This is a genomic window from Vibrio sp. 05-20-BW147 (genome assembly GCF_013369385.1).
Classification (GTDB): Bacteria; Pseudomonadota; Gammaproteobacteria; order Enterobacterales; family Vibrionaceae; genus Vibrio; species Vibrio floridensis.
Map to the genome: position 1 here is coordinate 1 of NZ_SZTO01000068.1, position 1,252 is coordinate 1,252.

The window sequence follows — 1,252 nt, forward strand, 5'->3', positions numbered from 1 at the left end:
CGAAGTGACCGTAACCTACAAAGACGGCACCACTCAAACGGTGGCGGTCAACGGCGATGGCACCTTCAATGTCACGGTCCCCGCGGGCGATACAACGGTCAGCGTCTCCGTCCAAACCACCGACGATGGCGTGTATGAAGGTGACGAAACCTTCACTCTGAGCGGAAAGACCGCGATACAATTCACGGCGATGACGGGCACCGCCACCCTAAAAGACGATGGCAGCGTAACGCCACCGGATGGCACGTCAGACGACGATCGCCCAGCGGTATCGAGCATCAGCAGCCCAATCGTGTCTGAAGGGGAGAGCGCTACGTTCGAGGTCAACTTGAGCAACGCCAGCACCACGGCGACCACGGTGACGTTGACCTTAGCGGGCGACAGCGCCACCGCAGGCACAGATTTCACAGACACCGAAGTGACCGTAACCTACAAAGACGGCACCACTCAAACGGTGGCGGTCAATGGCGATGGGACCTTCGCGATCACTGTGCCAGCGGGCAACACCCACTTCAGCGTCTCCGTCCAAACCACCGACGATGGCGTGTACGAAGGTGACGAAACCTTCAATCTGAGCGGAAAGACCGCGATACAATCCACGACCATGACGGGCACAGCGGTCATCAAAGATAATGACACTCTGCCAGTGTTAAAAGCAGATGTCGGTACGGTAAATGAAGATGATCTACTGATAGTTACTGCCGAGAACGGATTGCTGTCGAATGATAGCGACGTGGATAGCGATATCCTGACCGTAACTGGGATCCTGAGCGGCAGCACAGGCACCGCGACCGCGGTCAACGCGAGCGGAGAGACCGTACTGAGCAACAGCTACGGCACCTTAACGATCCGCGCAGACGGCAGCTACAGCTTTAACGCCAACGGAGAAGATGCGCAGAAACTGGCGGCAGGTCAAACGGCACCGGTCGTGTTTACCTACACCGCGAGTGACGGCACGGAAAGTTTGACCAACACCTTAACCATCACCATCGTGGGCGCCAACGATCTGGCCGACATCAGCGTGGGCACAGAGCAAGGCGACACCGACCGTGGCACCGTCACCGAAGATGGCGACAGCGACGACAAGGTCGACACAGTCCAAAGCGTGAGCGGCAAGCTTGACATCATCGACGCCGACAAGGGCGAAGCGGTGTTCCAAGTGCAAAGCAACGTGGAAGATGGCAACTACGGCCGACAAGGTCGACACAGTCCAAAGCGTGAGCGGCAAGCTTGACATCATCGACGCCGACAA

Annotated in this window: 1 protein-coding gene; it reads left to right on the top strand. The window is 57.8% G+C overall.

Annotation, left to right across the window (positions count from 1 at the left end; all coding sequences use genetic code 11):
- On the top strand, positions 1-1,234 hold a 1,234-nt coding region (locus tag FC652_RS19900; protein ID WP_176299879.1), incomplete at its 5' end, for a VCBS domain-containing protein.
- Between the last annotated feature and the right edge of the window lie 18 nt (positions 1,235-1,252).